The sequence below is a fragment of the Streptomyces sp. Root1310 genome (assembly GCF_001426425.1).
Lineage (GTDB): Bacteria > Actinomycetota > Actinomycetes > Streptomycetales > Streptomycetaceae > Streptomyces.
The window spans coordinates 672,816-697,790 of record NZ_LMEQ01000012.1; the positions used below are offsets into that span (position 1 = coordinate 672,816).

Sequence of the window (24,975 nt, forward strand, 5' to 3'; positions counted from 1 at the left end):
CCGCCATGTGGACCGACACACGACCCGCGGTGGAGATGCCGCGGCTGTTCGAACGGGGCGGGGACCTGATATCCTTCGCCGGGGGCCTGCCCGACCTGGACGTCCTGCCGCTGGACGTCCTCTCCGCCCAGCTCTCCCGGCTCCTGCGGCTCGGCGGGAAGCTCGCCCTCCAGTACACGACCCCGCATGTCGCGGGGGCCCTGGTGCCGGCGATCACCGACCTGATGGCCCGCGAGGGCGGACGTACGACCGCCGAGAACCTGGTCCCGACCGGCGGCTCCCAGATGGGGCTGATGGCGGTGGCCCTGGGCCTCGCCGCCCCGGGCGAGACGGTCCTGTGCCAGACGCCCGCCTACCCCGGCGCCGCGGCCGCCTTCCGCACGGCCGGACTGCACCCGCACGCGGTGCCCGAGGACGCCGAGGGGCTCGACCCCGAGGGACTGCGCGAGACGGTGCGGCGACTGCGCGCCGACGGCCGCACCGCCCGCCTCCTGTACTGCAACCCGACCTTCCAGAACCCGACCGGCGCCACCCTCTCCGTCGCCCGCCGCAGGGAACTGCTCACCGTGGCCCGGGAGCTGGACCTGCTGATCGTCGAGGACAACCCCTACGGCCTGCTCGGCTTCGACGGGCGGACCACCGACACCCTCCAGGGCCTCGACCCCGACCGGGTGATCTATCTCGGCACCTTCTCCAAGGTGTTCGCGCCCGGGCTGCGCTGCGGCTGGATCGCGGCGCCGGCGGAACTCGCGAGCACCCTGCGCCGTACGACCGAGATCATGGCGCTGTCCCCGTCGGCGCTCGCCCAGGCGGCGCTCGCCGCCTTCCACACCCGCTCCGGCTGGACGGACCTGATCGACGCCTACCGGGCGAGCTACCGGGAGCGGTCGACGCTGATGGCCGACGCGCTGGACGCCGAACTCGGCGCCGACGGGCCCTGGTCGTGGCAGCGGCCGGACGGCGGCTTCTACATCTGGCTGCGGCACCGCAACGGCGTCGACACGAACACCTTCGCCGACGCGGCGGCCGAGCACGGGGTCTCCTTCGTGCCCGGCTCGCACTTCGGCATCGGCGGGGAGAACGCCGACGCGCTCCGGCTGTGCTTCAGCCACGTCCCGAAGAAGCGGATCCCCGAGGGGATCTCCCGGCTGGCGGCCGCGCTCGGTCGACGGGCGGCGGAAGGGGCGGCGGCATGACCGGCACGCTCGAAGCGACCCGCGCGCTCGACTGGACGGCCTTCGGACCGTCGTACCGGCTGGGTGACAGCGCCTGGCGGGTATGGGGCGTCGGACTGCTCCGCAGCGCGGGCTTCCCCGTCTCCGGCCTCGGCCTGATCGGCGGCCCGCACGCCGCCCGCGCCGCCGCGCAACTGCTGGAGACCGGCGGCGGGACGGACGGCCGGGAGGCCTTCAGCGCCGCCTACCGCGCCGACACCGACGCCGAGGCCGGGCGGCTGGCCCTGCTCGCCACCGACGACAAGGTGCGCACCGCCATCGCCTGGCAGAACCGCACCGTCTACCAGATCCTCGACTCGCTCGCCGCGCGCAAGGGCAAGGAGTCCAAGCGCCGGCAGCGTGAACGCACCCTGGCCATGTACTGGCTGCGGTACTGCGCCAAGGCCGACACCATCGGCTTCTTCGGCCCGGGGGCGTGGATCTCCGTCGGCCGGGGGCAGCGAGCCGTCGATCTCGATCTCGGCCCGTCGCTCACCTCGCGGAGCCGTACCTTCCTCGAACGCTGGACGGTGGCCGCGCTGGCCGACTGGATGGCCGGGCAGCCGGGCGCCCGCTGGTGGTTCCCGCCGATGCTGCGGCCCGACGTGCACCTCGACGGCGACCGGCTCGTCATGCAGGGCGGCCGTACCGTGAGGCTGCGCGAGGACGACGTCCGGGTGCTGCGCCTGGTGGACGGCGACCGCGGCGGCGAGGCCATCGCCGAGGCGACCGGCTGGGAGCCGGCGACGGCGCGGGAGCGGGTGGAGAAGGTCCTGACCCGGCTGCTGCGGCAGCGGGTGCTGACCTGGGACGCCAACATCCCCGTCGACGTCCGTGCCGAGGAGGTGCTGCGCCGCCGGGTGGCCGGCATCGGCGACCCGGAGCTGTTCGTCCGCTTCGACGCGGTCCTCAGCGGACTCGACCGGCTGCGCGACGGCATCGACCGGGCGTCGAGCGCCGAGGAGCTCGTGGCGGCGCTCGACCGGCTCGACGAGTTCTTCGTCCGGACGACGGGACAGTCGGCCTCCCGCGACGAGGGCAAGGCGTACGCCGGCCGCACGCTCTGCTACCAGGACTCCCTCCGGGACTGCCGGATGGACCTGGGGCGGGACTTCCTGGACGGCATCGCCCGTCCGCTGGCCCTGGTCGCGGACGCGGCGGACTGGTTCGGCAACCGGCTCGCCGAACTGGTGGAGGCGGAGGTCGCCGGGTTCGTGCGCAAGGCCGCGGCCCGCCGCCGCGGGGACGTCACCCTCGCCGACGTGTGGACGCAGGTACTCGGGCTGTTCTGGGGCGACCACGCCACCCCGGTGGAGACCGCGACCCGTGAACTCGCCGAGAAGTGGCGCGAGGTGCTGCACCTCGCCGAGGAACAGCGGGCCCCGGTACGCCTGTCGGTGTCCGACATCGAGAAGCGGGCCCGCGAGGTCTTCGCGACCGGCCCGGTGCGCTCACCCCATCTCGCCGTGCACAGCCCCGACCTGCAGGTGGTGGCCCGGTCCGTCGACGCCTTCAACGCCGGTGACTACACCACCGTCCTCGGCGAACTGCACGCCTGCCTGGCCACCCTGGACCTGCCGTTCCTCGACTGGACCACCGACGCCGGCTCGCTGCGGGACAAGGTGAACGCGGCGATCGGTGCCCGGCGGCTGGTGCCGCTGCTGCCGGTCGAGTGGAAGCGCAACAGCGGCCGCATGGTGCCCGCCCCGATCGGCGCCGGCGACCGGCTGATCGGCTTCACCCGGGCTCCTTACGACGACCGCACGCGCGTCGACCCCGCCGTGTCCGTCGGGCTGGCCGAGAAGGACGGCACCGTCACCGCGACCACCCCCGACGGGGGAGTCTGGAGCATCGCCGAGCTGCTCGCCGTGCCCGTCGCGATCATCGCCGCGGACGCCTTCAAGATCGGCCTGGACCGGCCGCACGCCCCGCGCGTGAGCCTCGACGACCTGGTGCTGTTCCGGGAGACCTGGCGGCTGCCGGCCGCCGGAACGGAACTGCCCGACAAGGCCGAGCGGGAGCGCGACTATCTCGCCGTCCGCCGGTGGGTGGCCGAACACGCCCTGCCCGACCTGCTCTTCGTCAAGTTCCCCGAGGAGACCAAGCCGTCCCTCGTCGACTTCACCAGCCCGACGCTGGTGCTGTCCTTCGCCAACCTCGTCCGGGCCGCGCGCCGGCTCGACCCCGACGCCGTCATCACCCTCAGCGAGCCGCTGCCGGCTCCGGAGGACTCCTGGCTTCCGGACGCCGACGGCGAGCGCTTCGTCAGCGAACTGCGGCTCCAGATCAGCAGAAAGGTGCCGGAATGACCGTCCTCGCCTCCGACGGCGCGGCCCTCGCGGTCCGTGCCACCCGCACCCGGGACCCCGACATCGTCGCGACGATCGGCGGCACCCCGCTGGTCGCCCTCGACCGCCTGTTCCCGCCCGCGCGGTTCCAGGTGTACGCCAAGTGCGAGCGCTTCAACCCGGGCGGCTCCATCAAGGACCGCGCCGCCAAGTCGATGATCGAGCACGCCATCAGGGCGGGGAAGCTCGTCCCCGGCGTCTCCACGGTCGTGGAGTCCTCCTCCGGCAACCTGGGCATCGCCCTCGCCCAGCTGTGCAACTTCTACCGGCTGAACCTGATCTGCGTGATCGACCCGCGCACCACCCCGCAGAACGCCGCCATCATGCGGGCGTACGGCGCCAGGGTCGAGGTGGTCGACCGCGACCCGGCCACCGGCGAGTACCTGCCGGCCCGGATCGAGCGGGTGCGCTCGCTCCTCGAGAGCGTCCCGGACGCCTACTGGCCCAACCAGTACGCCAACGAGCACAACTCCCGGGCCCACCACCACACGATGCGGGAGATCCACGAGGCCCTGCCGGGCGGCCCCGACCACCTGTTCCTCGCGGCCGGCACGACCGGGACGCTGCGCGGCTGCGCCGAGTACATCCGCGACCACGGCCTGGCCACGAACGTGGTGGCGGTGGACGCGGTCGGCAGCGTGATCTTCGGACCGCCGGAGCCGTGGGAGCTCACCCACCGGCGCACGATCCCCGGTCACGGGGCGGCGGTCGTGCCGCCGCTGCTGCGGCCGGGCCTCGCGGACCGGATCGTCAAGGTGACCGATCTGGACTGCGTACGCGGCTGCCGGCAGCTGCTCGCCCAGGAGTCCATCCTGGCCGGCGGCTCCTCGGGCGCCGTCGTGGCCGCCCTCCAGCACGCGGCGTCCTGGATCGAACCGGGCGCGACCTGCGTAGCCGTCCTTCCCGACGGCGGCGACCGCTACCTCGACACCGTCTACTCGGACTCCTGGGTCGAGGACCGCTTCAAGGACTTCCCGCTACCCGACCACACCCGTCTCGACCACCCCGGTCCCGACACCACCGATCACGAAAGGAGTGAGTCATGAGGATCCTCGGTCGCGACGACGTCGCAGTGGCCCTGAAGGGCCTCGGACCCGCCGTCCTCGACGCGGTCCGCAGCGCCTACGTGCTGCACGGCCAGGGCCACTCGCAGGTGCCGTTCTCCAGCTTCCTGCGCCCGCCGCGGCCCGCCGGCTCGCGCATCATCTCCCTGCCCGCCTACCTGGGCGGCCCCGAGCCGGTGATGGGCCTGAAGTGGATCTCGTCCTTCCCGGCCAACGTCGAGCAGGGCCTCCAGCGGGCCTCCTCCGTCCAGGTGCTCAACGACCTCGACACCGGCTATCCGCAGGCCCTGCTGGAAGGCAGCCAGATCTCGTCCTCCCGGACGGCGGCGAGCGCCGCCCTCGCCAGCGGCGCGCTGCACGGTTCCCGTCCGGTGCGCACGGCCGGGTTCATCGGCTGCGGCACGATCAACCAGCGGGTCCTCGCCTTCCTCACCCTGACCCACCCCGAGCTCGAGACCGTGGTGCTCCAGGACGTCGTCCCGGGCCGTGCCGAGGTGTTCGCCGCCGAACTGGAGTGCGAGTACCCGGGGATCACCTTCCGCACCGGCGACATCGCCGAGGCGCTCGGAGCCGAGACGGTGAGCATCGCGACCACCGACTCGACGTACTGGCTCGACCTGGCCGCCCACCCCGACCGCCCGTCCCGCCAGGTGATCCTGCACCTGTCGCTGCGCGACCTGAGCACCGACTCGGTGCTCGGCGCGTACAACGTGGTCGACGACATCGAGCACGCCGTCCGTGAGCGGACCTCCCTGCACAGGGCCGAACAGGAGACCGGGCACCGGGAGTTCGTGCACGCCGAGATCGCCGGCGTGCTGGGCTGCTCCGAGCCGCCGGCCACGGACCGCACGATCGTCTTCTCGCCCTTCGGGCTCGGCATCCTCGACCTCGCGGTCGCCCAGGCGGTCCTCAAGGCCGCCACCGCGGCCGGCCTCGGCACCGAGGCCGCGGGGTTCGACCCGGGCAGCCACCGGGTCACCGCGGCGATGGCGGGGAGGGCCGCATGAGCACCTTCTTCGCCGAGGGCACCAAGGCCCTCGTCACCGGCGCCTCGCGCGGCATCGGCGCGGCGATCGCGCTCACCCTGGCCGAGCACGGCTGCGACGTGGCCCTCAACTACCGCTCCAACGAGGCGAAGGCCGAGGAGGTCGCCGAGCGGATCCGCGCACTCGGCCGGGAGGCCCTGCCGGTCCGCGCGGACGTCTCCGACGAGGCCCAGGTCGCCGCGATGTACAAGCAGCTGAAGGCGGCCTGGGGGCGTCTCGACGTAGCCGTCCTCAACTCCGGTGTCACCGCCGACGGTCACCTGGCCGCCATGAGCTCCGCCAAGTGGCAGGAGGTCATCGGCACCAACCTGACCGGCACCTTCTACACCGCCCGCGAGGCCACCAAGCAGATGTACGCGAGCGGCGGCGCGATCGTCTTCATCGCCTCCACCAGCGGCATCGCCGGCCGGGCCGGTCAGGCCAACTACGCCGCCAGTAAGGGCGGGGTGATCGCCATGGCCAAGACGCTGTCGTACGAGGTCGCCCCGCGCGGTATCCGGGTCAACGTCGTCGCGCCCGGCTTCATCGACACCGACATGGTCAAGAAGGTGCCGCCGGCCCACATGAAGGAGGCGCTCCAGGTCATCCCGATGGGGCGCATGGGCACCGCGGCCGAGGTGGCCCAGGCGGCCGCCTTCCTGGCCGCCCCCGCCGCCTCCTACATCACCGGCAAGGTGCTCACCGTCGACGGCGGAATGATCCCCAACTAGCCACCAGAGCATGGCAATCGCCATCGCACGGCAATCGCACAGCACTCATCCCCTCTGTGAAAGGAACGCACCGTGTCCGTCGCCACCTTCGAGGACATCCGTACCCAGGCCGAGACCCGCCTGGCGAAGAACATGAAGGTCAAGTCGATGATCATCGACCGCCTGGGCCTGGACGTCGAGCCCGCCGTCGTCTCCGACAACCAGCCGCTGTTCGGCCGCGGTCTGGAGATGGACTCGCTGGACACCCTGGAGATCGTCGTCATGGTCAACAACGAGTACGACGTGCTGATCAGCGACGACGACTTCGAGGCCTTCGGCTCCATCAACGCCCTGGTCGACTTCATCGAAGCCCGCGAGGTCTGAGCATGACCATCGCCTCCGAGGCCCCCGCCAGGCCCCAGCAGAAGCACAGTTACTCCTCCGACGACATCAAGCGGATGCTGCCGCACCGCTGGCCGATGCTGATGATCGACCGTGCCTACGACGTCGTCCCCGGCGTCTCGGGCCGCGGCGTGAAGAGCGTCTCGGTGAACGAGCCCTTCTTCGCCGGGCACTACCCCGACCACTCGATCATGCCGGGCGTGATGATCGTCGAGGCGATGGCCCAGCTGGTGGCCGTCGTGTACGTCGCCGAGCTCGTCGAGGCGGCCGCGGCAGCCGCGGCCGCCGGTGCGCCCGAGGGCGGCGACCCCTCCGAGAGCGTCGGCTACCTCGGGTCCATCAGCTCGATGAAGTTCTCCCGGCTCGTCGTCCCCGGCGACCAGCTGACCCTGGACGCCAAGCTCGGCCAGCGGCTGGGCGGCCTGCGGCAGGTGTCGGTGCGGGCGAGCGTCGGCTCGGAACTGGCCGCCGCCGGCTCCCTGATCGTCACCACCGGCCGCAAGGCCTGACCCCGCTGCACGGGTCCCACCGAAGAACCCTCGAAGAAAAGGAGGTGAGGCATGTCCATCACGATCCGCCCGTACCAGGAGGGCGACGCGCACGACATCGCGGCGCTCTACAACCGCCACCGCGACAACCCCAACCCGGTGGCGGGCGGCATCACCGGTGACGAGCTGGAGCGCGAGCTGGCCGAACGGGACACGGGAACGTTCCTCGTGGCCGTGGACGGCGGGCGTGTGGTGGGCACCTTCGGCCTGTTCCACAACACCGGCCGGCGCTCCGCCCGCGCCGGTGAGCTGATCGCCGACATGTTCTTCGTCGCCCCCGCCTACCGCAACGGCGTCATCACCGGCCGGCTGTTCACGGAGGCCGTCGAGTGGATGGTGCAGTCCGGCTGCCTGGTGCTCCGGCTCACCGTCAACCCGGCCAACAGCGTCGCGTTCAAGCTCTACCGGCGCGTCGGCTGCGTCTCCGTGGGGCAGACCGTGCCCGGCGAGGACGGCAACGTCGAACTGCACAACTACATCCCGCTGGTCCTGCGCAGCGTGTTCGCGGACCTGGGGCCGGAGGTCAGGTCGGCCCTCGGGGGACTGAACAGCTTCGGCACGGTCACCGAGGCCCGGGACGACGAACTGCGCTCCGACGTCCGGCTGGTGGACGGCGTCCGCACGGTCGACTACCAGCTGGCGCTGGGCGGGTTCCGGATCACCGCGAGCGTCGACGTCGACCGCGGCGTCGTCCGCGAGGCGGAGGTCACCGGACCCGACGGCACCGCCCGCGCGCTGCGGCTCACCGAACCGCCGTACCACGTGCGCGCACCGAGGCGGCCGGAGCCGCACCGGTTCGGCTCCGGGGGACTGGTCTGCGAGGTGGACGGCGACGACGGCACGCTGTCGGTGCTGGCCGAGGGCCACCACGGCCCGCTGTTCGTCTCCACCTGGCCCAGCTGCCGGGCCGACCGCCCGGCGGGCTGGCGCGAGGGCGAGCCCCGCGACCTGGACATCGTCGCCGTCGAGAACGGGGTCCGGGTCACCGAGCGGTGCGGCGAGGACGAGGTCGTCGGCACCGTCACCCTCACCGAGGGCACCCTGCGGCAGGACTTCACCTTCACCAGCCGCCCCGGCCGGATCTTCCAGACGGTCGGACTGCGGCAGGGCACCTTCGTCCACCCGGACGGCGAGCGCCACCCGATCGGTCTGGGCCTCGGCGTCCGCGACGCCTCGGAGGCGGTCGCCGCCTCCCAGGTGGTCCCGGCCGGCACCGAGCTCGCCTGGCGGTCGACCTCGTGGGGCATCGGGCTGCCGGTCCGCGAGCCGGTCCGGCTGATCCACAGCGCCCTGCTGGAGCGCGGCCTGGCGGCCGGCCCGGACGGAGTGGCCCGGCTGCGGACCGACTTCCACCCGGCGACCGCGAGGACGGACGCGGGAACCGACACAACGGCCGACGCGGGGACCGACACAACGACCGACGCTGCGACGGAAGCTGCGACCGAGGCCGCGGCCGATGCTGCGACCGAACCGGTGACCGAAGCGGGGACGGAAGCGAAGACCGAAGCCGAACGACCCGCCCGTACCGTCCCGAAGCCGGGTGCCGTCCGCCGGCTGGAACTCACCGCCTCCGCCGCCGGAGTCACCTCCTGGAAGGAGGGCACCACCAAGGTCCTGCGCAGCCCGTACCCGCGCACCCGGGTCTTCGGCTACAACCCCCGCTGGTCGGCCGGCATGTGGGTCACCGCGGAGAGCAGCCGGTTCGGCCGCGCGAGCGGTCTCGGCTGGGGCGTGCGGTCGGCCGCCTGGGAGGAGAAGCACCCGCTCGGCCTGTTCGCCCCGCGCGAGCGGATCGGCTGGGAACTGACCGCCCCCGAAAACACCGCCGAGCCGGTCCGGGCCGACATCCAGGCCCCGGACAGCGAGGAGGAGATCGTCCTCTGGCTCACCCCGAACACCCCGCGCGAGACCACCGTGCTGCTCGACTCGGCCGGCACCCGGTGGGAGCTCGGCTCGGCCGGCTTCCGTCAGGTCTGGGCCACCGCGGCCACCGTACGACTCGCCGACGGCAGCTGGCTCGACTGCCGGCCCGCCGACGGCGCGTGCCCGCAGGCCGAACTCGTCCTGCGTACGACCCCTTCCGGCCTGCTGATCGGCTGCGTGTCCCCGGCCCGCCGGCCGAGTGCCTGGCAGCTGGCCGTGCACGACGGACCCACCCGGTCCTGAACCACCGTCATCCAGCTCCGACCACCGTCCTTCGAGAGGAAACCCCACACCATGACCACCACCACCGTCTCCGCCGCCCGTACCGCCTCGGACGACTACGCCACCGTGCGCACCACCATCGGCGCCTACCGGATCGACGCCCCGCTGGTCCGCGTCTCGGGCGACGAGCGGCTGGCACTGCTCGACCAGTTCCTGGCCAAGTCGGGCGACTTCGTCGAGCCGGACTCCGTCCGCGAGGTGCTGGCCCTGAACGCCGACGGCACCCCGTTCGCGATCCTGCTGCACTTCGAGATCGGCGAGGACGCCTGGCTGCTGCCCCGCACCCGGGTGACCGCCGACGAGCTGCGCGGCTACCTCGACGGCCTGGACGTCCCCGAGGGCGTGGAGGTCGACATCGAGCCGGAGGGCTGGGCCGCCACGGCGTTCGAGGGCCCGACGGCCTGGTCGGTCGCGGCCCGCTTCGTCGACTTCGACATCTCGGGCCTGACCCTGCACGCCGTCACCGAGTCCGCGCTGCCCGACGACCCGGCCGCACTCGCCCACCTGGCCCGCGTCGGCACCACGGGCGAGTACGGCTACCTGCTCCTCAGCAACGCCCCCGAGGCCGCCCACCGGGCCGTGCTGGCCGCGGTCCAGGAGGAAGGCGGCGCGCCGGTCGGCGCCGAGGGGCTCGCCCGGGTCCAGGCCGAGGCCGGCATGGCCGTCTACGCCGCCGGTTTCGCCGGTCTTTCGGTCGACGAGGCCGACCTGTCCTGGATGATCGACTGGAACCGGATCGGCGAGTTCCGCGGCTCCGACGACCTGGTCAGGCCCACCGCCGAGACGGCCCGGCTGACTGCCCTGGCCGCCCCCGCCGACAGCCGGTTCACGGCCGGCACGCAGGTGACGGCGGCCGGCCGGGAGATCGGCACGGTCCTGTGGCAGGCGCCCTCCGCCAACCCGGAGGAGGAGCTCGTCTTCGCCCTCCTGGACGCCCCGTTCTGGGTCTCCGGTCTCGAACTGGCCGCCCCGGACGAGCAGGCCGCCGAGCGCCCGCTGCGCACCGTGACCCTGCCCCGTGTCATCGCCCGCTCCCTCACCACCCGGATCGCCTGATGTCCACGCCGAGAATCGCCCTGACGGGCCTGGGACTCATCACCGGTGCCGGTGACGACGTCGAGAAGGGCTGGTCGTCCATCGCGTCCGGCACCTCCGGCATCCGCACCAACACCCTCATGGACACCTCCGAGCTGCTGACCGAGTGGGCCGGGATGGTCACCGGCGAGCAGCCGGCCGACGTCGACCGCTGCTACGCCCTCGCCGCCACCGCCATCCGGGAGGCCCTGGAGAGCAGCGGGCTCGACCTGGACACCGTCGACCGGGACCGGGTCGCGGTCGTGGTCGGCTCCAGCCTGGGCGCCATGCCGACGCTGGAGAGCGTCCACGCGGACCTCGTCCACGAGGGCAAGCTGGACGCGGAGCGGGCGGCCGCCGTCCAACTGCCCTGTGTCGGTGACTACATCGCCGCCGAGTTCGACCTGCGCGGCCCGCGCGTGGTCCTGTCCAACGCCTGCGCGGCCAGCGCCGTGGCCCTCGGCTACGCGGCCGAGCTGCTGTGGAAGGGGGACGTCGACCACGTCATCTGCGGCGGTGTCGACCCCCTCGCCTCGCTCTCCGCGTACGGGTTCAGCGCCCTGGGCGCGCTCGACCCGGAGCCGTGCTCGCCGATGTCGGCGTCCACGGGCCTGACCCTCGGGGAGGGGGCCGGGTTCATGGTCCTGGAGTCGGCGGACCGCGCCGCCTCCCGGGGCGCCCGCGTCCTCGCCGAGCTGGGCGGCTACGGCCTCTCCTGCGACGGCTACCACCAGACCGCTCCCGACCCGAGCGGCAAGGGCGCCTGCGCCGCCATGGCCCAGGCCCTGGACACGGCGGGGCTGACCCCGCAGGACGTCGACTACCTCAACCTGCACGGCACGGGTACCCCGGCGAACGACGCCTCCGAACCGAAGGCGGTGAAGCTGCTGTTCGGCTCCTCGGTGCCGCCGGCCAGCTCCACCAAGTCGATCCTCGGCCACACCCTCGGCGCGGCCGGGGCGGTCGAGGCGGTCGTCAGCACCCTGGCCATCGACCGCGGCACGCTGCCGCCGACCGTCAACACCCGGGGCGTGGCCCAGCCGTTCGGCCTGGACGTCATCCCGGACACCGGCCGCGCCGGGACCCGGCCCGAGGTGGTCATCTCCAACTCCTTCGCCTTCGGCGGCAACAACGCCTCCGTCGTCCTCAACCGGCCGGGCCGCCCGAGCTCGGCCCCGCGCCGCACCGAGCAGGTCCACGAGGTCGTCGTCACCGGAGTCGCTGGGCTGGCGGGCGGCGCGGGCAACACCGCCGACCTGGTGGCCGCCCTCGACGGCGAGCGCGCCTGCTTCACCGCCACCGAACACGTCCGGGGCGTGGGCGAGGTGCCGGTCGGCCGGGTGGACGTCAAGTCGGCGTCCCGGGGCATCAACCCGAGCCGGGCCCGCCGGATGGACCCGCTCAGCCTGCTGGCCGCCGCCGCCGTCGCCGACCTCTACGGCCGGCACGGCAAGCCCTCGCGGGCCGAGGCCGAGGGCACGGGCATCGTCTTCGCCACCGGCTACGGGCCGGTCACCTCGGTCCTGCAGTTCCACAAGGGCGTCCTCCAGCAGGGCATCAGCGGCGCCAACCCGGCGCTGTTCGCCAACACCGTGGTCAACGCGGCCGCCGGCCACGTGGCGATGCTGCACCGCTACCGCGGCTACACCGCGACGATCGCCAACGGCGGCACGAGCTCCGTCCTGGCGCTCCAGCTCGCCGCCCGGGTCATCGCGCGCGGCATGGCGGACCGGATCATGGTGGTGATCGCCGACGAGTTCCCCGAGCAGGCGCTCGCCACCCAGGCCGGCCTCCCCGGCTACGCGCGCTCCGGACCGGTGGTCCCCGGCGGCCGCAGCGGCATGGTGCTCAGCGAGGGCGCGGCGGCCGTCCTTCTGGAGAGCGAGCGGTCGGCCTCGTCCCGGGGCGCGGACGTCCTGGCGAAGGTGCGCGGTTATGGGGCCTCCGGCGAACCGGCCGGGATCGGCCGCATCGGCCGCGACGGCGAGGCCTGGGCGCGGGCGCTGCGCGGTGCGATGGCCGAGGCCCGGGTCACGCCCGACGAGATCGACACCGTCGTCTCGGCGGCCTCCGGCTACAGCCTGGTGGACACCGCCCAGTCCCGGGCCCTGCGCCTCGCGGGCCTCCTCGACCGCCCGACGATCACCCCCAAGGCCCTGCTGGGGGAGACCTACGGCAGCGCGGGCGCCCTGGGACTGGTGGCGGCGCTGACCGCCCCGACCCGGCAGGGCAGGCTGCTGCTCTCCAGCTTCGCCTACGGCGGCAGCTACGCGGCGGCCGTGTTCGACACGGAGGCGTGATGGGGGCGCTGCTGGGGCTGGTGATGGATCCGGTGCTGCGCGGCGCGGCGCGACCTGCCCCGATCGACTGCCTGGTCACCCACCACGCCCACCTTCCGCGCGACCGCATGGGCCGCCGCCTCGACGCGTCCGGCCGTTCGCTGATCATCGAGGCCGTCGCCCGGGTGCACGGCCTCGACATCGGGGCGCGGGACCTCACGAGGGACGTCCACAAGCGCTGGCACGTCCCGGCCCACGGGCTCACCGCCTCGGTCGCGCACTGCGACGGCTGGAGCGCCGTGGCCCTGTCGGCCGGCCCGGTGCACATCGGGGTGGACCTCCAGGACGAACGGGACCGGCCGGCCGCCATGCGGTGGCTCGGCACCCTGCTCGGCCGCCGCCGCCCCGCCGAGATCCGGGACTTCGCCGAGTGCGAGGCGCTCATCAAGGCCTCGCACGTCACCAAGGAGACCTTCGCCGGGGTCCGGCTGCCCGCGTGGCGGCCGGGCTGGCGGCCCACCAACGTGGGCGCGTACCGGGTGCGTTCGACGACGGTGGCCCCGGCGATGCACCTGGCCCTCGCGGCCGACGCCCCCGCCCCCGTCCGTCTGCACACCTCGCCCCAGGAGCCGGCATGACAGCCACAGCGGCCGCTGTACGGCCCTACACCCGCCGTATCTCGCAGATCGAGCGCGGCTACCTGAACGCCGCGGCCACCGGCACCCCGCAGCTGATCCAGATGATCGTGGAGGGCGAGGGCCGCATCGACCCCGACGCGCTGCGGGACGCGGTGCGGTCCGCCACCCTCGCGAGTCCCGGCCTCGCGGTGCGGCGCCGGGGTGCGGGCTGGCGCGCCGACGGCCCGCTGCCGCCGGTCGTCGAACTCCCCGGCGGCGACGCCTTCGACGCCCCCTTCTTCCACCGCGACCTGGACGTCGTCTCCGGACCGGTCTGCGAGGTCGGACTCGTCGCGGGGCCGTCGACCCGGCTGGTCGTCCGGGCCAGCCACATCGTCACCGACGGCCGCGGGCTCCGGCAGTGGATCGCCGACGTGTTCCGGGTGCTGCGCGGCGAGGAGCCGGTCGGCGCCGCGTCCGTCGTCGACGACACCCACTTCCGGACGGCCGCCGGGAAGGTGCCGCCCGCCGAGCCGCCTGCCCGGCTGGACGGCCTGCCCGCGATCCTCGGCGACGGACCGGCCGACGGCACCCCGCTCTGGATACGGCGCCGGGTGCGGGCGGCCCCGTCGGCGGTCACCGCCCGGGTGGCCGCCGCCCTCTCCCGCCGTCTCGGCGGCGAGACGGGCCGGCTGATCGTGCCGGTGGACCTGCGCCGCCACGACCGCACGGTCCGCTCCACCGCCAACCTCACCTCCCGGCTGGTGCTGGACCTGCACCGGGACGACAGCTGGAAGCGGCTGCACGGCCGGATCGTCCGGGCTCTGCTCGGCAAGCACGAGGTGGCCGCGCTGGATGGGGACTTCCTGCGCAGCAACCCCTTCGCCAACTCGCTGCGCGAGGCGCAGGAACTGGACGGCACCCGGTTCCCGTGCACGGCGATCGTCTCCGACCACGGCCGGATCGACACCGCCGAACTGCGCACCGACGGGTTTCACCCGACCGGCTTCTCCACGCTGCCGATGCTCGTGCCCTACGCCGAGATGTTCCTGAGCACCTGCCAGGTCGGCGACGAGACCGAACTGACCCTGTCCTGCCGCAGCCGCCCCGGCGCACGCGAGGCGGCCGAGGTGGTCCTCGACGACATCGAGCACGCGCTGACCGCCCCGAACTGACCCGGCCCACGGCCCTGCCGACTCCACGGCCCTGCCGACTCCACGGCCTGCTGACTCCACGGCCTGCTGACTCCGCCGCCCTGGCGAGTCCATGCCCTGGCGAGCCCACCCCTGCCGATTCCACCGCCCTGGCGAGTCCACCCCCCAGCCCATTCCACCGCCCCGCCGACTCCACAGCCCTGCCGACTCCACGGCCTGCCGACTCCACGGCCTGCTGACTCCGCCGCCCTGGCGAGTCCATGCCCTGGCGAGCCCACCCCCCAGCCCACTCCACCCCCCAGCCCACTCCACCGCCCTGCCGATTCCACCGCCCTGCCGATTCCACCGCCCTGCCGATTCCACCGCCCCGCCGACTGCGCCGCCCCGCCGACTGCGCCGCCCCGCCGACTGCGCCGCCTTGGCGAGTCCACGCCCTGCTGACTCCGCCGCCCTGGCGAGTCCACCCCTGTCGACCCCACCGCTCCATCTACTCCGCCGCCTTGGCGAGTCCATGCCCTGGCGACCCCCTGCCGAGGCCACGCCCTGCCGATTCCACCGCCCTGTCGACCCCACCGCCCTGTGAAGGACGCCCACCCATGGCACTGACCGAACAGACCGAAGAGGACGCGCCGAGCCCTCCGCGGGCCGCTTCCGGCCCCGCCCTCGTGACGATGGCCGCGGCCATCACCGGCGGCTTCCTCGCCCTGCTCGACACCACCATCGTCAATGTGTCCCTGCACGAGACCACGGCCAGGTTCGGTTCCATCGGCCAGGTCCAGTGGGTGGTGACCACCTATCTGATGGCGCTGGCCGCCACCATGCCGGCCACCGGCTGGCTGGCCACCCGGTTCGGCGTGCGGCGCGTCTTCGCCGCCGCGATCCTGCTGTTCGCGCTCGGCTCGGCGGCCTGCGCGGCCAGCCAGAGCCTGCCCGAGCTGATCGCGGCCCGCGGGGTCGCCGGCGCCGCCGCCGGTGTGCTCACCCCCGCGTCGACGATCCTGCTCACCCGTGGCGTGCCCCGCGAACACCTGGGCCGGGTGCAGTCGTTGAACGGCAGCGTCATGCTGATCAGCCCGCTGCTGGGCCCGACGATCGGCGGCCTCCTGGTCGAGGCCGGGGGATGGTCCGCGGTGTACGTGGTCAACGTCCCGCTCTGCGCCGGACTGCTCTACGTCACCCTGCGCCGGGTCCCCGAGGACCGCCCGAGTGAGGGGGCCGCCAAGCCGCTGGACGTGATCGGCCTGGTGTCCTCGGCCGCCTGCACGGTCTGCACCGTACTGGCCGTGCACGAGTTCTCCGACCACGCCGTCGACGGGCGGGCCGCCTTCCTGGTCCCGCTGGCCCTCGCCTTGGCGAGCGGTGCCGTGTTCGTCGTACGGGAACTGCGCGCGGCCCACCCGCTGCTCGACGTGCGCCTGTTCGCCCACCGCGTCTACCGGACGGCCGCGATCAACATCTTCTGCCTGGGCTTCGTCCTCTACTCGCCGATGATGCTCATCCCGCTCTACTTCGAGACGGCCCGCGGCGAGACGGCCGTGACGACCGGTCTGCTGATGTCCGCGGGAGGCCTGGGTGTGGTCACCGCGGCCTGGCTGTGCCGGGTTCTGATGAAGCGGCTGGGCGGTGGCGGCACCGTCGTCGTCGGCATCACCCTGACCATGCTGGCGACCGTGCCGCTGACCACGCTGTCCTCGGACACCTCGTACGTGCTGCTGTGCGCGAGTCTCGTGGTGCGCGGCCTGGGCACCGGACTGACGATCGTGCCGGCGATGACCCGGGCCTTCCAGTCGATCCGCCCGCAGTCCATCCCGGACGCCTCCTCCCAGCTCAACCTGATCCAGCGGATCGGCGGCACGGTGGCCCTGGCCGTGGTCACGGTGGTGCTGGAGCAGGCGGCCCGAGAGCGCCACGGACTGGTGCCCGGGGCCTTCGCCCACTCCTTCACCTGGGTCCTCGCGATCTACGCCCTCACCCTGCTCCCGGCCCTGGCCCTGCTTCTCGCCGACCGCAAGGAGGCACGCGCCGGCGCGGTGCCCGCGTGACCGTACGGGCCCTGTCCTCGCACCTTCGCCGTCCGCGCCCGGGGCGCGGCGGGCGGGAATGCGGGGACAGGGCCCGAGGCGACCGCCCGGTACGGCGTGCCCGTACCCGTGACCGGTGCCCCGCGCTCAGCGCGAGGAGGGCAGCCAGCCGTCCTGGACGGCGTGCACCCCCGCCTCGAAGCGGCTGCGCGCGTCCAGGCGTTCCATCAGGGTGGCGGCGGTACGCCGGGCCGTGCGCGGGGAGACGCCGAGGCGCTTGGCGATGGCCTCGTCGGTGTAGCCCTGGGCGAGCATCTTGAGCACGGCACGCTCCTGCGGCGGCATGCCCTTCGCCTCGCACTTCGGTGTACTGCCCAGCGCTGTCGCGGTGTTCCACACACCTTCGAAGAGCGCGCACAGGGCCGCGACCGTCCCCGCCCCGCTCAACACCACCCCGCCGACCCGGGCGTCGCTCGTGTCGACCGGCAGCACCGCCTTGCACCGGTCGAAGATGATCATCCGGACCGGCAGTTCGGGCACGGTACGGACCTGCCCGCCGCGCGAGTGCAGCCAGCCGACGTGGTCCAGCGTGGGCTGATGGTTGCGCACACTGTCGAGATAGACCGTCCGCATCCGCACCCCGCGGTCGAGCAGCGCGGAGTTGGGGGCGCGGCTGGCCTCGAGGTCCTCGGCCCGGTGCGCGCCGCCCGGCGCGAAGGTGGCGACCTCGATCTGCGCCGCCTGGGCCAGTTCCGCGAGCCGTTCCCGGATCGCCTCCAGGCCGTCCAGCTGCTCGGAATCACTGTCGATGCCCCGTGGGCGCAGCGAGGAGCATTCGGCGATCAGCTGGGCCGCCGCCGCTCTGGATTTCTCCACGCGCATCTGCTGCGCGGCCAACTCCGCCTGCTGGCGCGCCAGCAGTACCTCCATGGCGGTCTCCGGGCCGACGGCCCGGAACCCTATGCCCTTGCGGGCCGATGGCTGGATCAGGGCGAGTTCGCTGAGCCGGTCCAGCCCCGCGCGCACCCGTTCCTCCGGCAGTCCGAGCCGGGACACGAGGACGATGATGCCTTCCAGTGGATTGGCCAGCATCCACCGGTAGATGGCTTCTGCCTCGGCATCCAGTCCCAGAACCTCCAACATGATGCAGTCCCCCTGTTGCTGTCACACACTGCACACACTGTGTTCGAAACGTGGTCCCTCCGAGCTTACTGACCTTGAACTGCGGATGGCGGCCCGGCGGCACGGAGGACGGTTCCGGCCAATCGCTCGGCTTTCAACCATCCGTGGTGCCAGAGTGAGGGCCCCGCCGCATCCCGGCCGGCGCCAGGCGCTTCCCGGTCCATTCGGGAACGGCTTCCGGGGTGCCATTCTGCTGCCTTCCGCATGACGCTTCATGCCATGGCACAAAGCGTCCATCACGAGTCGCTCCGTAGCCCCCGAACAGCGCCGAAGATGAAGTCATGTACCTCATCCACGTGCGCCTGCGCGCCCCTGCCGGGGAGTCCGCCCGGCCTGATCTGGCGGCGATCATTTCCTCGTGCGCCGAGGAAAGCGACGGCCTTGAGCACGTTTCCGTGCACGCGCACGCCGGCGAGGGCCTCACGCTGGGTCTTTTCCTCCTCGCCGACTCCCTGGCCGCGGCCGAGGACAGTGCCGCGCGGCTGTCGCGGCGGGCCGTGGAGAACCATCCGGACCTGCTCGGTTACGGCGTGGTGGCCTCCGGGGCCGTCCTGGTGCCCGGCCCCTGGTGGGACACGTGAGCCCCGCGTTTGCGCAGGTCGGGGTGGACGGGTTAGGCCGCTGCACATTCCGTCCAGCCGTCTGCTGTTCCCTCCGGCCCGTCCGCCGAGCAGAGTTGGGCCATCGACGGAACGAAAGCCGCCGAAGACTTCACCGAAGAGTCCGCTGAATAGTCCGGAAGTGTTCACTCCGGAAATCCACTCACTCAATCGAGGAGAAAATCCATGCAGGGCACCCGTGTCTCCAAAATCGTCGCCGCCGCGCTGATCGTTCTCGGTGGAATGGCGATGACGGTGACCGTCACGGATTCTCCGAAGAACATCACGCACGCCGTCGAGAGCGACCTCCGCACCACCGCGGGCGACCACACCGACGGCGATGTCACCTGGGGCCCCTGAACATTCACGGGGGCATGTGCTGGACCGAGTTGAAAGACATCGGGGGACAGAAGAAATGGAATTCCTGGTTCTGGGATCTCTGGAACTGCGTGAGTCGGGCATCCCGATCCGCGTCCGGGGCATGCGGCAACAGCGGCTCCTCGCCCTGCTGCTCCTCAACGCCAACCGGGTCGTTCCGATGGACGCGCTGGTGGACGAACTGTGGGAGGACCCACCGTCGTCGGCCCGTCCGCAGGTGCACAACGCGATCCGCGACCTGCGCCGCATCCTCTCCGCGTCGGACGGGACCAGCCTGGTCACCGTGGACGTCGGCTACCGCCTGGTCGTACCCGAGGACGCCGTGGACGCGCACCGGTTCGCCGCCCGGGTGCGCGCGGCCAAGGCGGCGGAGCGCGAGAAGCGGTACGCCGAGGCCGTCCGGCTGCTCCAGTCGGCGGTGGACCTCTGGCGCGGGGAGGCCTTCGCCGGCATCCAGTGCCCGGCGGTCTCCGGCGCCGCGGTCAAGCTCGCCGAGCAGCGGCTGACCGCCGTGGAGGACCTCGTCGCCCTGCGCCTGAAGCTCGGCGAGACCGGCTCCCTCGTCGGCGAACTGCACGCGCTGATCGCGGAGTACCCGCTGCGCGAGGCCCTGCGCGGCAGCCTGATGATCGCCCTGTGCCGCAGCGGCCGGCAGGCCGACGCCCTCGCGGTCTACGACGAGGGCCGGCGGTTCCTGGTGGACGAGCTCGGCCTGGAGCCGAGCCCTCGGCTGCGCGCCCTGCACGCGGAGATCCTCGCCGACTCCCCGGACCTGCACGGCTCGGGGGGACCCGCCCTCGCGGCGGCCGGCGCCGAGCCGTCCGACGACCGGGGGACGGGACCCTCCGCACCGCCCGGGAACGGCAGGCACTACCTGCCCCACGACCTGACGGACTTCACCGGGCGTACGGCGGAACTGGCCACCCTGACGGCCGTCGCCGCACAGGAGCCGGGCGGCTCGCCGGTGATGGTGACGATCGACGGCATGGGCGGGGTCGGCAAGACGACGCTCGCGGTGCGCCTCGCCCACCGGGTCACCGAGCTCTACCCGGACGGGCAGTACTTCATCAACCTGCACGGCTTCAGCGCGACCCGGGCGCCGGTGCCGACCGAGCAGGCGCTCGCCGTCCTGCTGCAGGCGAGCGGTCTCACCGCGCAGGAGATCCCGCCCAGCCTGGAGGAACGCAGCGCCCTGTGGCGCTCACGCCTGGCGGGCCGCCGCTGCCTGGTCGTCCTCGACGACGCGGCGGACAGCGCCCACGTCACGCCCCTGCTGCCGGGCACGGGGGGCGCGTTGGTGCTGGTGACCAGCCGCCGCAAGCTGACCGCCCTGGACGGCGCCCTGCCGCTCTGCCTCGACGTGCTGCCGCCCGCCGACGCGGTGACGCTGTTCCGGCGCATCGTCGGAGAGCCCCGCGCGCGGCGCGAGCCGGCGCAGGTCGGGCAGGCCGTCGAACTGTGCGGCCGGCTGCCGTTGGCCCTGCGCATCGCCGCGACCCGGCTGCGCGACCGTCCGGCGTGGGCCGTCGCCGACCTCGTCGAGCGCCTCGCGCACCCGGCGCAGCGGGCCCGCTGTCTCCAGACCGCCGACCGCGACCTCATGGCCGTGCTGCGGGTGTCCTACGACCATCTGAGCGCACCCGAAAGGCGGTTCAGCAGGCTCATCAGCCTCGAGCCGTCCGCCTCCTACGACATCGCGCACGCGGCCCTCGTCACGGGTCTGCCGACGGGGGACGTGGAACACCACTTCGACGCGCTGATCGAGAACAACCTGATCCGGGAGGACACCCCGGCCCGGTTCTCCTTCCACAGCCTGATCCGGGACTGCACCCGGGAGCTGCTCGTCGAGGAGGCGGGCGCGGCAGCCTGAACCGAATCTCCGTTCCGCCCCTGGTCGCGCCGCGCTTACGATGCGCGCAGTCGTACAACTGCCTGAACCGTCTGAACCAGGAGCACGGTACTCGTGTCCATACCCCCGCCTCCCGGGCCGCACCAGCCCCAGGACCCGTACCAGCCTCCGCAGCCGCAGAGCCCGTACCCGCAGGACCCGTTCGCCGCGCCCCCTCAGGACCCTTACGCCCGGGACCCTTACGCCCAGGGGCCGTACGGCCCGCAGGGTCCGGGGCCGACGGGTCCGGGCCCGATGGGTCCGGGTCCCTACCCCCAGGCCCCGTACCCGCAGGCCCCGTACGGCGCGGTGCCCTATCCCGTCTGGGGACAGGGCTACAGCCCCTACGGCCGGCCCTCTCCGGTCAACGGTGTGGCCATCGCCGCCCTCGTCCTCGGTCTGCTCTGTTTCCTGCCGGGCGTCGGGCTGCTCCTCGGGATCATCGCCCTGGTGCAGATCAGGAAGCGGGGGGAGCGCGGCAAGGCGATGGCGGTCGTGGGCACGGTGCTGTCCTCGGTCGGCCTCGCGGTGTGGGTCCTCGCGCTGTCCACGGGCGGCGCCTCCGACTTCTGGGACGGTTTCAAGGAGGGTGCGAGCGGCAACTCCAGCTTCGCGCTCGCCAAGGGCGACTGCTTCGACGTGCCGGGTGAGACCTTCGACGAGGACGTCTACGACGTCGACGAGGTGGACTGCTCCGGTGAGCACGACGCCGAGGTGTTCGCCTCGGTCCCGCTGACCGGCGACAGCTTCCCGGGCGACGACCACGTCACGGACGTGGCCGACGACAAGTGCTACACGCTGCAGGACGCCTACGCGATGGACCCCTGGGCGCTGACCGACGAGGTCGACATCTACTACCTCACGCCCACCGCCGACAGCTGGAGCTGGGGCGACCGCGAGATCACCTGTGTGTTCGCCAACGTGGACGAGAAGGGCACCCTGACCGGCTCGCTGCGCGCCGACGCGTCGACGCTCGACGCCGACCAGTTCGCCTTCCTCGAGGCGATGGCCGCCGTCGACGACGTCCTCTACGAGGAGCCGGAGGAGTACGCCGAGGAGGACCTCGCGAGCAACCGCACCTGGGCCGGTGACACCGGCGAGGTGACCGGCGATCAGGCGGACCAGCTGGGCTCACACCTCTGGACGACGCCGGCCCGGGAGAAGCCCGTGGCCGCCCTGGTGAAGGACATGCGGGACGCGGCCAAGGAGTGGACGGCGGCGGAGAAGGCCACCGACGCCGACGGCTTCTACGAGCACTACGAGACGGCCTACGCCTACGTCGACGGGGCCACCACCGTCACGGCCCGCAAGGCTCTGGGCCTTGCCACCACGCCGCCCACCTACGACGAGGACTCCGACAGCGGGAGCGGTGGCACGGGCGGGGGCGACAGCGACAGCGGTCTGGAGGTGTGATCGCGTCCATAGCGGGGAGAAAGTGCCTGGGTAAAGCGTTTCCCGGGCACATGTCATCACATCGAGTGATTCTCTGGCCTTTGCTTGCACGGTACAACCCACGGTTGCCAGGCTGTAGCTGTCTGTACAACCTGATGGGAGTGGCCAGTGACATTCGGTGAGCAGCCGGCGTATCTGCGTGTCGCGGGTGATCTCCGCAAGAAGATCACCGACGGGTCGCTGCCACCGCACACCCGGCTGCCTTCGCAGGCGAGAATCCGGGAGGAGTACGGGGTCTCCGACACCGTCGCCCTCGAGGCGCGCAAGGTGCTGATGGCGGAGGGGCTGGTCGAGGGCCGTTCCGGTTCGGGCACCTATGTACGCGAGCGGCCCGTGCCGCGCCGGATCGCCCGCTCCGGCTACCGGCCCGTCAGCGGCGCCACGCCGTTCCGGCAGGAGCAGGCCGAGGGGCACACGCGAGGGACCTGGGAGTCCAGCAGCGAGCAGGCCGAGGCGGGCGTCTCCGTCGCCGAGCGGCTCGGCATCGCGGCCGGCGACCGCGTGATGTGCACCAGGTACGTCTTCCGGGAGGCCGGCGAGGCGATGATGCTCTCCACCTCCTGGGAACCCCTCGCCGTCACCGGCCGCACCCCCGTCATGCTGCCCGAGGAGGGCCCGCTCGGCGGCATGGGTGTCGTCGAGCGGATGCGCGCCATCGACGTGATCGTCGACAACGTCACGGAGGAGGTCGGCGCCCGGCCCGGCCTCGCCGAGGAGCTCCTCGCCCTCGGCGGCGTCCCGGGACATGTCGTGCTGGTCGTCCAGCGCACGTACTACGCCTCGGGCCGCCCGGTCGAGACGGCCGACGTGGTGATTCCGGCCGACCGTTACCGGGTCGCCTACCACCTGCCGGTGAAGTGACCGCCGGAGCGCGCCGGGAGCGTCTCCGGGCGCGGGGCGGGGTTCGCCCCGGTGGTGAGGCTGAAGCGGCGGGGGCGGGGGCGCCGTCCGAGGCGGTAGCGCATACCGTCCGGCGGCGCACACCCTTCCGGCAGTTGCCCCCGGTATCCGCCCGCCGTGGGCCCGCTCGCGCGCCGTCGGAATCCGGTCGTTTCCGGTTGTTCCCGCAGGTCGCCCCGTAGGTGCCCGGAACCCCGCCGACCGGACGCATCGCGGCGCGCGCACGGCGCGTTCGGCCTCGTGCGCCCCCTGCGTCTTGGCTGGTTGCGTACCTCTTTGTGCAAAGTCGTGTTCGGTGCGTAAAGGTAAGGCGTACGCTCGGGCATATGCGGATTGCGGTTTCCTTAGAGGGCGGGGCGCGAGGCGTGCCGCGGACGGGATCCGGGCGGGCCGGGACGAGAAGGGGGCGTGGGGCTCGATGAACGACAGCACCATCTCCCTGCCCTGGCTCGTCATACGGCAGGACGACAACGGCAATCGCTACCGCGTGGGCAGGTACGCGACCCGGGCCGAGGCCCAGAAGATCGCGGACAGCCTCGACAGCCGCGGCCACAAGCAGCTCTACTGGGTCGAACGCATCGGACAGAGCCAGAGCCAGAGCCAGGGCCAGGCCCAGGCCCAGGCGCAGAACGGGGACGGCACCCTGAACTGACGTTCCGTGCGGTCCCGTAGGCTCCGGCACATGACGGAACGGATCGTGGTGGTGGGAGCCGCTCTGCTCGACGCCGGCCGCCTGCTCGCCGCGCGTCGCAGCGCACCCCCGGAACTCGCCGGCCGCTGGGAGCTGCCCGGCGGCAAGGTCGAGCGGGGAGAGGCGCCCGAGGCCGCCCTCGTGCGCGAGCTGCGCGAGGAACTCGGCGTCGAGGCCGAGACCGTCGGGCGAGTCCCCGGCGAGTGGCCGCTCCGGCCTCCCTACGTCCTCCAGGTGTGGACCGCCCGGCTGTGCCCCGGCTCCGCCGCTCCCGAGCCCCTCCAGGACCATGACGAGCTGCGCTGGCTCAGCCCGGCCGAGATCTGGGACGTCGACTGGCTGGACCAGGACGTGCCCGCGGTGCGCGAGACGCTCTCCGGCCTCGCCACCGGCACCTGCTGAGGCGCAGACCGCCGGGCCGGCCCCACCGAACCTGACCCGCCGAACCGGGCCCCGCCGAACCGGAGTCACCGGACCGTGATTCACCCGACCGGAACTCACCCGACCACGCCCCGGCGAACCGGGGCTCGCCGAACCCGGGCTCGCCGAACCGGGTGTCCGCCGGGGCGGGGTCTGCCCGGCCGGGGGCGCGTCGGGCGGTGTCGGGTCTGAGGCGGGGGCGCTTCGGGCGGGGGAGGGGGGTGACGCGTACGCCGTTCGTGCCACAGTGCGCCGTGCTGTGCGGTACTGCCCGCCGAATATCGGGTATGTGCCCATTAACCCCACGAAACCGGACATGGGTGTACTCGTCGGCCCGGGAAGTGATCGGCGTGATCGACACCGACGGAGAATGCGCCGAGTGGACGTTCCCCGCAGACCCCGGTGCGGTGCGAACCGCCCGTGGTGCCGTCCGCGGCCAGTTGCACGGGTGGGGCCTCGACAGCCTGAGCGACATCGCGGCGCTGCTGGTCAGCGAGCTGGTGACCAACGCCCTGCGGCACGCGACCGGCCCCATCGGCCTCCGTCTCGTCCGCCCCGCCGGACTGGCGGGCGTCCTGCTGGTCGAGGTCTCCGACCCGCTGCCGGACCCGCCCCGCGAGAGGGCCGCCCGGCCCGAGGACGAGAGCGGGCGCGGACTGCAGCTGGTGGCCTCCTCCTCGCGCCGCTGGGGCACCCGGCCCGGGAACGCCGGCAAGACGGTCTGGTTCGAACTCGCGGTACCCGGTTGACGGGGCGTCTCGCGGGGATGAGCCGGTGTACAGCGGGGCTCGCGGTGTCGCCCGT

General features: G+C 72.8%; 22 protein-coding genes. 21 read left to right on the forward strand and 1 reads right to left on the reverse strand.

What is annotated here, in order from left to right; translation table 11 throughout:
* Positions 1 to 5 precede the first annotated feature (5 nt).
* From ASD48_RS21220 to ASD48_RS21280, 13 genes are all read left to right on the forward strand, one after another.
* The gene (locus ASD48_RS21220) at positions 6 to 1,196 is read left to right on the forward strand and encodes a PLP-dependent aminotransferase family protein (protein WP_057603215.1); all 1,191 of its coding nucleotides are present in this window, start codon (positions 6 to 8) and stop codon (positions 1,194 to 1,196) included.
* Positions 1,193 to 3,523 carry a lantibiotic dehydratase gene (locus tag ASD48_RS21225; RefSeq protein ID WP_057603218.1) on the forward strand — a complete coding sequence of 777 codons (2,331 nt, stop codon included), beginning with the start codon at positions 1,193 to 1,195 and terminating at the stop codon, positions 3,521 to 3,523. The genes ASD48_RS21220 and ASD48_RS21225 overlap by 4 nt, the downstream gene beginning before the upstream one ends.
* Positions 3,520 to 4,608 (forward strand): 2,3-diaminopropionate biosynthesis protein SbnA, encoded by a 1,089-nt coding sequence (sbnA, locus tag ASD48_RS21230; RefSeq protein WP_057603220.1) that lies wholly within the window; start codon positions 3,520 to 3,522, stop codon positions 4,606 to 4,608. Before ASD48_RS21225 ends, sbnA begins: the two co-directional genes overlap by 4 nt.
* The gene (gene sbnB, locus ASD48_RS21235; RefSeq protein WP_057603221.1) at positions 4,605 to 5,633 is read left to right on the forward strand and encodes a 2,3-diaminopropionate biosynthesis protein SbnB; all 1,029 of its coding nucleotides are present in this window, start codon (positions 4,605 to 4,607) and stop codon (positions 5,631 to 5,633) included. The genes sbnA and sbnB overlap by 4 nt, the downstream gene beginning before the upstream one ends.
* On the forward strand, positions 5,630 to 6,382 hold the full coding sequence (fabG, locus tag ASD48_RS21240) for a 3-oxoacyl-ACP reductase FabG (RefSeq protein ID WP_057603222.1): 753 nt from the start codon (positions 5,630 to 5,632) through the stop codon (positions 6,380 to 6,382). Before sbnB ends, fabG begins: the two co-directional genes overlap by 4 nt.
* Before the next feature lie 72 nt (positions 6,383 to 6,454).
* Positions 6,455 to 6,745: a phosphopantetheine-binding protein gene (locus ASD48_RS21245; protein ID WP_020127988.1), complete on the forward strand. Its 291-nt coding sequence runs from the start codon at positions 6,455 to 6,457 to the stop codon at positions 6,743 to 6,745.
* Positions 6,746 to 6,747: 2 nt separating this feature from the next.
* Positions 6,748 to 7,272, forward strand: a complete 525-nt coding sequence (fabZ, locus tag ASD48_RS21250; RefSeq protein ID WP_057603223.1) for a 3-hydroxyacyl-ACP dehydratase FabZ — start codon at positions 6,748 to 6,750, stop codon at positions 7,270 to 7,272.
* Positions 7,273 to 7,323: 51 nt separating this feature from the next.
* Positions 7,324 to 9,477, forward strand: coding sequence for a GNAT family N-acetyltransferase (locus ASD48_RS21255; protein WP_057603224.1), 2,154 nt, complete (start codon positions 7,324 to 7,326; stop codon positions 9,475 to 9,477).
* Between the two features lie 51 nt (positions 9,478 to 9,528).
* Positions 9,529 to 10,572: an aminomethyltransferase family protein gene (locus ASD48_RS21260; RefSeq protein ID WP_057603225.1), complete on the forward strand. Its 1,044-nt coding sequence runs from the start codon at positions 9,529 to 9,531 to the stop codon at positions 10,570 to 10,572.
* Positions 10,572 to 12,890 (forward strand): beta-ketoacyl-[acyl-carrier-protein] synthase family protein, encoded by a 2,319-nt coding sequence (locus ASD48_RS21265; RefSeq protein WP_057603226.1) that lies wholly within the window; start codon positions 10,572 to 10,574, stop codon positions 12,888 to 12,890. Before ASD48_RS21260 ends, ASD48_RS21265 begins: the two co-directional genes overlap by 1 nt.
* Positions 12,890 to 13,507, forward strand: coding sequence for a hypothetical protein (locus ASD48_RS21270; protein WP_057603227.1), 618 nt, complete (start codon positions 12,890 to 12,892; stop codon positions 13,505 to 13,507). Before ASD48_RS21265 ends, ASD48_RS21270 begins: the two co-directional genes overlap by 1 nt.
* The gene (locus tag ASD48_RS21275) at positions 13,504 to 14,661 is read left to right on the forward strand and encodes a hypothetical protein (RefSeq protein WP_057603228.1); all 1,158 of its coding nucleotides are present in this window, start codon (positions 13,504 to 13,506) and stop codon (positions 14,659 to 14,661) included. The genes ASD48_RS21270 and ASD48_RS21275 overlap by 4 nt, the downstream gene beginning before the upstream one ends.
* A gap of 575 nt (positions 14,662 to 15,236) precedes the next feature.
* Positions 15,237 to 16,682 (forward strand): DHA2 family efflux MFS transporter permease subunit, encoded by a 1,446-nt coding sequence (locus ASD48_RS21280; protein ID WP_079073885.1) that lies wholly within the window; start codon positions 15,237 to 15,239, stop codon positions 16,680 to 16,682.
* A 126-nt stretch (positions 16,683 to 16,808) separates the two neighbouring features.
* On the opposite strand, the gene ASD48_RS21285 is transcribed toward ASD48_RS21280, so the two are convergent.
* Positions 16,809 to 17,804 carry a helix-turn-helix transcriptional regulator gene (locus ASD48_RS21285; protein ID WP_057603229.1) on the reverse strand — a complete coding sequence of 332 codons (996 nt, stop codon included), beginning with the start codon at positions 17,802 to 17,804 and terminating at the stop codon, positions 16,809 to 16,811.
* 320 nt (positions 17,805 to 18,124) lie between these two features.
* On the opposite strand from ASD48_RS21285, the gene ASD48_RS21290 reads away from it, so the two are divergent.
* The 8 genes from ASD48_RS21290 to ASD48_RS21320 all read left to right on the forward strand — a co-directional run bounded on the left by ASD48_RS21290 (position 18,125) and on the right by ASD48_RS21320 (position 24,920).
* Complete coding sequence (locus ASD48_RS21290) at positions 18,125 to 18,424, forward strand: hypothetical protein (protein ID WP_057603230.1); 300 nt, start codon at positions 18,125 to 18,127, stop codon at positions 18,422 to 18,424.
* Between the two features lie 204 nt (positions 18,425 to 18,628).
* Positions 18,629 to 18,802, forward strand: coding sequence for a hypothetical protein (locus tag ASD48_RS44285; RefSeq protein ID WP_020127978.1), 174 nt, complete (start codon positions 18,629 to 18,631; stop codon positions 18,800 to 18,802).
* A 55-nt stretch (positions 18,803 to 18,857) separates the two neighbouring features.
* Positions 18,858 to 20,690, forward strand: a complete 1,833-nt coding sequence (locus ASD48_RS21295; protein WP_057603231.1) for an AfsR/SARP family transcriptional regulator — start codon at positions 18,858 to 18,860, stop codon at positions 20,688 to 20,690.
* A gap of 93 nt (positions 20,691 to 20,783) precedes the next feature.
* The gene (locus tag ASD48_RS21300; RefSeq protein ID WP_057603232.1) at positions 20,784 to 22,121 is read left to right on the forward strand and encodes a DUF4190 domain-containing protein; all 1,338 of its coding nucleotides are present in this window, start codon (positions 20,784 to 20,786) and stop codon (positions 22,119 to 22,121) included.
* Positions 22,122 to 22,268: 147 nt separating this feature from the next.
* On the forward strand, positions 22,269 to 23,021 hold the full coding sequence (locus ASD48_RS21305; protein ID WP_057603233.1) for a GntR family transcriptional regulator: 753 nt from the start codon (positions 22,269 to 22,271) through the stop codon (positions 23,019 to 23,021).
* A gap of 457 nt (positions 23,022 to 23,478) precedes the next feature.
* On the forward strand, positions 23,479 to 23,712 hold the full coding sequence (locus ASD48_RS21310) for an SPOR domain-containing protein (protein ID WP_057603234.1): 234 nt from the start codon (positions 23,479 to 23,481) through the stop codon (positions 23,710 to 23,712).
* A 30-nt stretch (positions 23,713 to 23,742) separates the two neighbouring features.
* Positions 23,743 to 24,153, forward strand: coding sequence for a (deoxy)nucleoside triphosphate pyrophosphohydrolase (locus ASD48_RS21315; RefSeq protein ID WP_057603235.1), 411 nt, complete (start codon positions 23,743 to 23,745; stop codon positions 24,151 to 24,153).
* A gap of 338 nt (positions 24,154 to 24,491) precedes the next feature.
* Positions 24,492 to 24,920 carry an ATP-binding protein gene (locus ASD48_RS21320; protein ID WP_057603236.1) on the forward strand — a complete coding sequence of 143 codons (429 nt, stop codon included), beginning with the start codon at positions 24,492 to 24,494 and terminating at the stop codon, positions 24,918 to 24,920.
* The last annotated feature ends 55 nt before the right edge of the window (positions 24,921 to 24,975 follow it).